A 9,367-nucleotide genomic window follows, 5' to 3' on the forward strand; every position below is an offset into this window, starting at 1 on the left:
GGCCGGCACCGCCGACGGCGGGCTGGCCGTCGCCGACGGCTACGGGCAGGCCGTGCGCGACCTGCTGCACCGCGGCGCCCCCGGGCTGCTCCCGCTCGTCCAGGCCCTCGCCGTGCTCGGCGCCCCGGACGGGGTCGCCCGGCTGCTCGGCCTGGACGGCGCGGAGGCGGCGCGCGGCCTGCGCGAGCTGGCGGACTGCGGCCTGCTGGCCCCCGACGGCTTCCGCCACCCGGCCGCGCGGGCCGCCGTGCTGCTCGACACCGGCTCCGAGCGCAGGGCCGAACTGCACGGCAGGGCCGCCGAACTGCTGCACGCGGGCGGGGGCGCCGCGGCCGCGACGGCCGAGCACCTGCTGGCCTCCGGGCGGGTCGAGGAGGCCTGGACCGTCCCCGTCCTGGAGGAGGCCGCCACGCTGGCGCTGGCCGAGGGCCGGGTCGGCCAGGCCGTCGAGTACCTGCGGCTGGCCTGCCGGGTCTGCGAGGACGGGCCCCGGCTGGCCCGGATCAGGACCGCCCTGGTCCGCGCCGAGTGGCGGATCAACCCGGGCGCCCCGACCCCGCACCTCGCCGAGCTCACCACCGCCCTGCACCGCGGCCACCTGCGGCCCAGCGACGGCCTGGTGCTCGCCAAGGCCCTGCTGTGGCACGGCCGTTTCGAGGAGGCCAGGGACGTGCTGTCCGGGCTCGGCCTGGAGGGCGGCCCGCTCGACCCGGAGACCGCGGCCGAGCTGCGGACCACCCGGCCGTGGCTGCGCTGCTGGTACGCGCCGCTGCTGGAGCACGTGCCGTCCGCCGAGGAGGAGCCGGGCCCGCGCCCGGCGCCGTCCACCGCGGTCAGCCGGCGGCTGGAGGCGGCCACCGCGCTCGATTCGGTGCTCAGCCACGGCCCGTCCGAGCAGGCGGTCGCCGAGGCCGAGCGGATCCTGCGCACCTCCCGGCTGGACGAGACGGGCATGGACACCGTCGAGTCGGCGCTGTTCGCGCTGACCTACGGCGACCGGGCCGACCGGGCCGCGCCCTGGTGCGACGGCCTGATCGCGGAGGCGGCCGCCCGCCAGTCCCCGGGACGCCAGGCCCGGTTGGCGACCATCCGGGCCGAGATCGCCGTACGGCAGGGCGACCTGCCCGGCGCCGAGCGGTACGCCCGGCAGGCGCTGGAGATCATCCCGGCCGGCAGCTGGGGGGTGGCGGTCGGCGGCGCGCTGGCCAGCCTGCTGACCGCGCTGACCGCGATGGGCCGCCACGACGAGGCCGCCGACCAGCTCAACCTGCCCGTCCCGGCGGCGATGCTGCAGAGCCGCCACGGCCTCCACTACCTCCAGGCCCGCGGCCGGTACCAGCTGGCCACCGGCCACCTGAACGCCGCGCTCGCCGACTTCCTCGCCTGCGGCGAGCTGATGCGCCAGTGGGGACTGGACGTGCCCGGCCTGGTCGCCTGGCGCGGGGAGGCCGCCGAGGCGATGCTCCAGCTGGGCGACCGGGACGGGGCCCGGCGCCTGCTGGAGGAGCAGCTCGCGATGGTCGACCAGTGCGCGCCGCGGGCGCGGGGCGTGGCGATGCGCCAGCTCGCCGCCACCGGGGACCTGCGCCAGCGCCCGGCCCTGCTGCGCAAGGCCGCGGACGTGCTCCAGGAGGCCGGTGACCGCTACGAGCTGGCCCGGGCGCTCGCCGACCTGGCCAGGACCTACCACGACCTGGGCGAGCTGCGCCGGGCCAGGCTCACCGCCCGCCGCGCCTGGATGCTGGCCGAGGAGTGCCAGGCCCAGCCGCTCACCCGGCTGCTGGGCGTGGAGTTCGGCTGGAGCAGCGGCGGCGACCAGTCGGCCCGGGAGAGCGCCCCGGCGGTGTCCGACGCGGTGCTCAGCGACGCCGAGTGCCGGGTCGCCGAGCTGGCCGCGCACGGCTACACCAACCGGGAGATCGCCAAGCGGCTGTACGTCACGGTCAGCACCGTGGAGCAGCACCTGACCCGGGCCTACCGGAAGCTGCGGGTCAGCTCCCGGGTCGACCTGCCCACGGCGATGGGCGCGCTGACCCGGGCCGGCTGAGCCCCGACCGAACCCCCTGCCCAACCCCCTGCCCAGCCCCCGGCGGGGCCGGGCAGGGGGCCCCGCCGGGACAGGGGGCCCTAAGGGGCGGGCCGGGGTGTTCGAGCGGGTCCGCCCCTGCTGGAATGCGTCTGTCAGTCGTCCATGGCCGGAATTTTCCAGAAAGGGGGGCGACATGGCGCTGACCTTGTCAGAGAAGGACGTGCCACCGCTCGCGGAACAGGGCAGGGCATTGCCCCGGATCATCGGCATCGCCACCGCGAACCCGCCGGACTCCTACGCGCAGAGCGATATCCTCGACATATTCGGGATAACCGACCAGCGCATTCGGTCGCTTTTCATGAACAGCGCGATCGACCGCCGTTTCCTCATTCTTCCGCCGGAGGGGCCGGACGGCGGGCGCCGGATGGAGACCCAGGGCGAACTGCTCCGCAAGCACCGGGCGTCGGGCGTGGAGACGGGCGCGCGGGCGGTGCGCGAGTGCGTGGCCCGCACCGGCCTCGACCTCTCCGACATCGGCTACATCTGCTGCGTCACCACCACCGGCCTGCTCACCCCCGGACTCTCCGCCCACCTGATCAAGGAACTGGGCCTCGACGTCCGGACCAGCCGGCTCGACGTGGTCGGCATGGGCTGCAACGCCGGGCTCAACGGCCTGACCGCGGTGGCCGGTTGGGCCGCCGCCAACCCCGGGCGGCCGGCCCTGATGGTGTGCGTCGAGACCTGCTCGGCGGCCTACGTCTTCGACGGCACCATGCGCACCGCGGTGGTCAACAGCCTGTTCGGCGACGGCGCCGCGGCGGTGATCCTGATGGCCGACCCGGACGGCCTGCTGGACCGCCCGGAGAGCGGCGTGCGGGCCGAGGGCCCGACCGTCCTCAAGTTCTCCAGCCGCATCATCCCCGAGGCCGTCGACGCGATGCGCTACGACTGGGACGACGACCAGGGCAAGTTCAGCTTCTTCCTGGACCGCGACGTGCCGTACGTGGTCGGCGCGCACGCCGAACTCGTCGTCGACAGGCTGTTGGAGGACACCGGACTGCGGCGCAGCGACATCGCCCACTGGATCGTCCACTCCGGCGGCAAGAAGGTCATCGACTCGGTCCAGATCAACCTCGGACTGACCCGGCACGACGTCCGGCACACCACCGGGGTGCTGCGGGACTACGGGAACCTCTCCAGCGGCTCGTTCCTGTTCTCCTACGAGCGGCTGATGGCCGAGGGTCAGGTCCGGCCCGGCGACCTCGGGGTCTTCATGACGATGGGCCCCGGATCGACCATCGAGACGGCCCTCGTCCGGTACTGACCGGAATGCACCAGACACAGCCCGCACCTTCCGAAAGAGGAATTCCCATGTCCGTCAGCGAACTGCTTCCCGAACGCACCGGGTCGACCGGGCGCCACGTCCTGATCGACTGCTCCGCGCCGCTGACCGAGCAGCTGATCGGCCAGGTCGTCGAGGTCTGCGACGAGCTGGAGGACGCCGACCGGGCGACCTACGCCGTGCTGCACGTCGAGGGGACGGCCGGCGTCCGCGAGCAGGCCTGGCCCGGCGAGGTCGGCATCCACCTGGTCAACAAGTGGGAGCGCGCGCTGCGCCGCCTGGAGCGCGTCCCGGCCGGCGTCCTCGCGGTCGCGGCCGGCGAGTGCGCGGGCCCGGCGCTGGACCTGCTGCTGGCCGCCGACCACCGGATCGCCACGGCGGACACCCGGCTGAGCCCGGCGGTCACCGCCGGCCGGCTGTGGCCCGGCATGGCCGTCCACCGCCTGGTCCAGCAGCTGGGCGTCGCCCGCGCCCGCCGCCTGGTGCTGTTCGGCACCGAGGTCACCGCGGCCGAGGGCGCCGAACTGGGCCTGTTCGACCGGGTCGTCGAGGACCGCGCGGGCGTCGCCGCCGCCGTCGAGAGCGCCGGCGCGCTGCTCGGCGGGCTGGTCGGCGGCGAGCTGGCGATCCGCCGCCGGCTGCTGCTGGACGCCACCACCACCAGCTTCGAGGAGTCGCTCGGCGCCCACCTGGCGGCCTGCGACCGGACGCTGCGCAACCAGTCCGCCGAACGGGCCTGACCGTCCCGGGCCTGACCGTCCCGCGCGCGGGCCGGAAAGCGCCCGACCCGACTCGTACCGATCCACCGAGGGAAACAGCTGTCATGACCGTCCCAGTCTTCACCCTGGACACCGCGCGCAGCGTGGACACCGCCCCGGAGGCCAGGCTGTCCCGGCAGCGCTTCCTGCGGGAGCACGTCGCAGAGGTCTACGGTGCGCTCACCGAGGAGCGCACCGTCCACCTGCGACTGGACGAGCTGCTGCGCCGGGCCGGGGAGCGCCACCCCGGCCTGGTGCCCGGCGAGGCGCAGCTGGCCGCCGAGCACGGCCTGCGGCAGGCCGACAAGGAGGGCCTGGAGATCGACCAGGGCATCTTCCTCCAGGCCGTCCTCGCCCACCCCGAGTGCGGCCGGCACCTGATCGACGCGATGCTGCGCCCCACCGAGCGGGCGCTGGCCCTGCTCCCCGAGTTCAGCCGCACCGGCAGCGCCGACCTCGGCGTGGTCCGGATCGAGCGCCGCGACGGCACCGCCCACGTGACCGTCCACAACGACCACTGCCTGAACGCCGAGACCAACGCCCATGTCGAGGACATGGAGACCGCGGTGGACCTCGTCCTGCTCGACCCGGCCACCGAGGTCGGCGTCCTGCGCGGCGGCGAGATGACCCACCGGCGCTACCTCGGCCGCCGGGTGTTCAGCGCCGGGATCAACCTCACCGAGCTGCACGAGGGCACCATCTCGTACGCGGACTTCCTGATGCGCCGCGAGATCGGCTACATCAGCAAGATCTACCGCGGCCTGCTGGTCGACGACGACCGCGCGTGGCCGCAGCGCACGCTGGAGAAGCCCTGGGTGGCCGCCGTGGACACCTTCGCGATCGGCGGCGGGGCGCAGCTGCTGATGGTCTTCGACCACGTGATCGCCGCCGCCGACAGCTACTTCAGCCTGCCCGCCGCCCAGGAGGGCATCGTCCCCGGCCTCGGCAACCTGCGCCTCACCCGGCTCGCCGGCGGCCGGGTCTCCCGCCAGGTGATCCTCGGCGGGCGCAAGATCTGGGCCCGCGAGCCCGACGCCGCCGCGCTGTTCGACGAGGTGGTCGAGCCCAGGGCGATGGACGCGGCCGTGGCGGCCGCCGCCGCCCGGCTGGCGAGCCCCGCGGTGGTCGCCAACCGGCACATGCTCCACCACGCCGAGGAGCCCGTCGAGACCTTCCGCCACTACCTCGCCGAGTTCGCCCTCCAGCAGGCCCTGCGGCTGTACGGGCTGGACGTGATCGCCAAGGTCGGCGCGTCCTGGACCCGCCGCCCGGCGAAGGACGCCTGATGCGCCCGGTCGAGGCGATGCTGGAGATCCTCCGGGCCGAGGGCGTCACCACCGTCTTCGGCAACCCCGGCACCAGCGAACTGCCCTTCACCGACGCGCTCAGCGCGGCCGGGGACATCGACTACGTGCTCGGCGCCCACGAGGGCTCGGTGGTCGCCATGGCGGACGGCTACGCCCGGGCCACCGGCCGTACCGCCTTCGTCAGCCTGCACATCGCGGCCGGCCTCGCCAACGGCCTGGTCGGGCTGCTCAACGCCAGCCGCTCGCGCACCCCGATGGTGGTCACCGCGGGCCAGCAGGACCGCCGCCACCTGGCCTGCGACCCGATGCTCTCGGGCGACCTGATCGGCCTGGCCTCCGCGGCGGTCAAGCAGACCTTCGACGTCCAGCACGCCCACGACCTGCCGGTGATGCTCACCCGGGCCTTCGCCGCCGCCCGGCGCGCCCCCGCCGGGCCGGTGTTCCTGTCCATCCCGATGGACCTGCTCACCGAGGACGTCGACGTCGAGGTGCCCGGCCGCTCCACCCTCGCCCCGCAGGGCCCGGCCACCGAACTCGCCGCCGCCGCCGGGCTGCTGGCCGCCGCCGAGCGCCCCGCCCTGGTCGCCGGGGACGCCGTCGGCCGCGACGGGGCGGTGGCCGAACTGGTCGCCCTCGCCGATGCGCTCGGCGCGGTGACGTACCACCAGCCGATGAACGACAACCTGGACTTCCCCACCTCGCACCCGCTGTACGGCGGCATGCTGGGCGCCACCCACGCCGCGATCCGGGAGACCCTGGCGGCCCACGACACCGTCCTGATCGTCGGCACCCATGCCTTCATGGCCCACCACTACACCCCCGGCTCGCCGATCCCGGAGGGCACCACCGTCCTCCAACTGGACGCCGACGCCGCCGAACTGGGCCGCAACTTCGGCGTCCGACTGGGCCTGCACGGCGCGCTGCGGCCTTCCCTGGCCGCCCTCGCGGAGCAGCTCGCCGGACGCGTCCCGCGGGCCGCCGAACGGACCGCCGCCGCCGGGCGCCGGGCCGAGGCCGGGTGGGCCGCCACCGAACGCGCCGCGCTCGCCGCGTACGGACCGGGCCCGCTCGACCCGCTGGCCGCCGCCCACGCCGTGGCCGCCGGACTGCCCGAGGACGCCGTGGTGGTCGAGGAGGCCATCACCACCGGCCTGCGGCTGCGCCAGGTGCTCCGCCAGGACCGCCCGGGCTCGTACCTGCACACCGTCGGCGGCGGCCTCGGCCACGGCATCGGCGCCGCCGTCGGCCGACGGATGGGCGACGACAGCCGCCCGGTGGTCGCCGTGCTCGGCGACGGCTGCGCGATGTTCGGACTCCAGGGCCTGTGGGCGGCCGGCCACTACCGCGTCCCGGTGACCTTCGTGGTGATGAACAACGGCGAGTACCGCACCCTCAAGGAGACCCTGGACACCTGGGACAGCCGCTCCACCCGGGGCGGGCGCTACCTCGGCCTGGACCTGGCCTTCGGCCCGGACAGCGGCCGCCACCGGCTGGACTTCCGGGCCGCCGCCGAGTTCTTCGGCATCGAGGCCGTCCGGGTCTCCCACCCCGCCGAACTCACCGAGATCGTCGCCAAGTCGGCGTCCGCGACCGCGCCGCTCCTGGTCGACGTGCCCATCACCGGGCACACCCCGCCTCGTTGAACCGGGGGCGTGCCCGACGGACACGCCCCGGTACGCCGTTCGTCGGGGCCGAACCACTGACAAGGGAGGTGGCCGCGATGAGCGGTCTCATTCAGCTGGACGCCGGGCTCGACCCGGCACTCTCCGGTGGCGAGCTCCAGGTACGGGAGCCCGCCACCGGGCGCCCGATCGCCGTGGTCTCGCTGGCCGCGGCCGAGGACGTGAACCCCGCCGTGGCCGCCGCCGCGCAGGCCCAGCCCGGCTGGGCGGCGACCCCGCCGACCGGGCGCGCCGCCGTCATGCGCCGCGCCGCCGCCGTGCTGGAGCGCCACCGCCAGGAGATCGTCGACCTGCTGGTCCGCGAGGGCGGATCGGTGCGCGGCAAGGCCGACTTCGAGGTCGGCGCGGTCCTGGACGAGCTGTGGTCCGCCGCCGCGCTGCCCACCCGCCCCAACGGCCACGTGCTGGCCTCCGAGCCGGGCCGGGAGAGCTTCGCCCGCCGGGTGCCGCTCGGGGTGGTCGGCGTGATCAGCCCCTGGAACGTCCCGCTGGTGCTGGCGATGCGCGCGGTCGCCCCCGCGCTGGTCCTCGGCAACGCCGTGGTGGTCAAGCCCGACGTGCACACCCCGGTCTCCGGCGGCCGGGTGATCACCCGGCTCTTCGAGGAGGCCGGCCTGCCCGCCGGGCTGCTCCAGGTCCTGCCCGGCGACGCCGAGGTCGGCGAGGCCCTGGTCCGCCACCCCGACGTGCCGATGATCGCCTTCACCGGCTCCAGCGCGGTCGGGGCCCGGATCGGCGCGGTCGCCGGCGGCATGCTCAAGCGCGTCTCGCTCGAACTCGGCGGCAACAACGCCCTGATCGTCCTCGACGACGCCGACCTCGACGCCGCGGCCTCGGCCGGGGCCTGGGGCTCCTTCTTCCACCAGGGCCAGATCTGCATGGCCGCCGGGCGCCACCTGGTGCACCGCGCCGTCGCCGACCGGTACCTGGAGCTGCTCGCCGACCGCGCCAGCAAGCTGCGCCTCGGCGACCCGTTCCGCGAGGAGGTCGACCTCGGCCCGGTCATCGGCGAGCGGCAGCTCGACCGGGTCGAGCGGATCGTCCGCGAGTCGGTGGCGGCCGGCGCCGTGGTGCTGGCCGGCGGCGCCCGGCGCGGCCCGTTCTTCGAGCCGACCGTGCTGGCCGGCGTCACCCCCGACATGCCCGCCTTCACCGAGGAGGTCTTCGGACCGGTCGCCCCGGTCACCGTGGTCGCCGACGACGACGAGGCCGTCGAGCTGGCCAACCGGACCGCGTACGGGCTCACCGCCGCCGTCCAGACCGGCTCGGTCCGGCGCGGCCGGGCGATCGCCGACCGGCTGCGCACCGGCATGGTCCACATCAACGACCAGACCATCAACGACGAGGCCCACGTGCCGCACGGCGGCCGCGGCGCCTCCGGCAACGGCACCCGGCACGGCTCCGAGCACAGCTGGGACGAGTACACCCAGTGGCAGTGGCTGACCGTCCGCGAGACCCCGGCGAGGTACCCGTTCTGATGGCCGAGCCGACACGGGTGCGGTACGAGAAGAAGGGCCGGGTCGGGTACGTCACCCTCGACCGGCCCGAGGTGCTCAACGCGATGGACCTGCGGATGCACGAGGAGCTGCGCGGGATCTGGGACGAGGTCGAGGCCGACCCCGAGGTCTGGGTGGTGGTGCTGGCCGGCGCCGGGGACCGGGCCTTCTCGGTCGGCCAGGACCTCAAGGAGCTGGCCGAACGGGTCAGGGCCGGCACCGCCACCTCCACCTTCGGCAGCCGGGGCAAGCCGGGCTACCCCCGGCTCACCGAGCGGTTCGCGCTCTCCAAGCCGGTCGTCGCCCGGGTCCAGGGCTTCGCCATGGGCGGCGGCTTCGAACTGGCGCTGGCCTGCGACATCATCGTCGCCGCCGAGGACGCCGTCTTCGCGCTGCCCGAGGCGAAGCTCGGCCTGATCGCCGGCGCCGGCGGGGTGTTCCGGCTGGCCCAGCAGCTGCCCTACCGGGCCGCGCTGGGCCACCTGATGACGGGCCGGCGGCTGAGCGCCCGGCGCGCGCTGGAGTACGGGCTGGTCAACGACGTGGTGCCGGCCGGGGAGCTGGACGACTGCGTGGACGGCTGGGTGCGCGACATCCTGCGCTGCGCCCCGCTGTCCGTCCGCGCGGTCAAGGAGGCGGCGGCCAAGGCCCTCACCACGCCGCTGGAGCAGGCCTTCGCCACCCGCTACGTCTGGGAGGAGCGCCGGATGCACAGCCGGGACGCCGAGGAGGGCCCGCTGGCCTTCCTGGAGA

Annotated in this window: 7 protein-coding genes; all 7 read left to right on the forward strand. The window is 75.1% G+C overall.

Annotation, left to right across the window (positions count from 1 at the left end):
- On the forward strand, positions 1-2,047 hold a 2,047-nt coding region (locus tag ACFU6K_RS20395), incomplete at its 5' end, for a LuxR C-terminal-related transcriptional regulator (protein ID WP_380664918.1).
- A 175-nt stretch (positions 2,048-2,222) separates the two neighbouring features.
- Entirely contained in the window at positions 2,223-3,353 is a 1,131-nt protein-coding gene (gene dpgA / locus ACFU6K_RS20400) for a 3,5-dihydroxyphenylacetyl-CoA synthase DpgA (protein WP_380664920.1), read from the forward strand.
- A gap of 47 nt (positions 3,354-3,400) precedes the next feature.
- Positions 3,401-4,111, forward strand: coding sequence for an enoyl-CoA-hydratase DpgB (dpgB, locus tag ACFU6K_RS20405; protein WP_380664922.1), 711 nt, complete (start codon positions 3,401-3,403; stop codon positions 4,109-4,111).
- Positions 4,112-4,194: 83 nt separating this feature from the next.
- Positions 4,195-5,415 (forward strand): (3,5-dihydroxyphenyl)acetyl-CoA 1,2-dioxygenase DpgC, encoded by a 1,221-nt coding sequence (dpgC, locus tag ACFU6K_RS20410; RefSeq protein WP_380664924.1) that lies wholly within the window; start codon positions 4,195-4,197, stop codon positions 5,413-5,415.
- Positions 5,415-7,079, forward strand: a complete 1,665-nt coding sequence (locus ACFU6K_RS20415; RefSeq protein ID WP_380664926.1) for a thiamine pyrophosphate-binding protein — start codon at positions 5,415-5,417, stop codon at positions 7,077-7,079. The genes dpgC and ACFU6K_RS20415 overlap by 1 nt, the downstream gene beginning before the upstream one ends.
- A 77-nt stretch (positions 7,080-7,156) precedes the next feature.
- The gene (locus ACFU6K_RS20420; protein ID WP_380664928.1) at positions 7,157-8,596 is read left to right on the forward strand and encodes an aldehyde dehydrogenase family protein; all 1,440 of its coding nucleotides are present in this window, start codon (positions 7,157-7,159) and stop codon (positions 8,594-8,596) included.
- A partial coding sequence (dpgD, locus tag ACFU6K_RS20425) for an enoyl-CoA-hydratase DpgD (protein ID WP_380664930.1) occupies positions 8,596-9,367 on the forward strand: 772 nt, incomplete at its 3' end. The genes ACFU6K_RS20420 and dpgD, both read left to right, overlap by 1 nt.

Source organism: Kitasatospora sp. NPDC057512 (assembly GCF_042802135.1).
GTDB lineage: Bacteria > Actinomycetota > Actinomycetes > Streptomycetales > Streptomycetaceae > Kitasatospora.

Coding starts and splice junctions, on each gene's coding strand:
- dpgA (WP_380664920.1), top strand. CDS start 2,223: ATGGCGCTGACCTTGTCAGAGAAGGACGTGCCACCGCTCGCGGAACAG.
- dpgB (WP_380664922.1), top strand. CDS start 3,401: ATGTCCGTCAGCGAACTGCTTCCCGAACGCACCGGGTCGACCGGGCGC.
- dpgC (WP_380664924.1), top strand. CDS start 4,195: ATGACCGTCCCAGTCTTCACCCTGGACACCGCGCGCAGCGTGGACACC.
- ACFU6K_RS20415 (WP_380664926.1), top strand. CDS start 5,415: ATGCGCCCGGTCGAGGCGATGCTGGAGATCCTCCGGGCCGAGGGCGTC.
- ACFU6K_RS20420 (WP_380664928.1), top strand. CDS start 7,157: ATGAGCGGTCTCATTCAGCTGGACGCCGGGCTCGACCCGGCACTCTCC.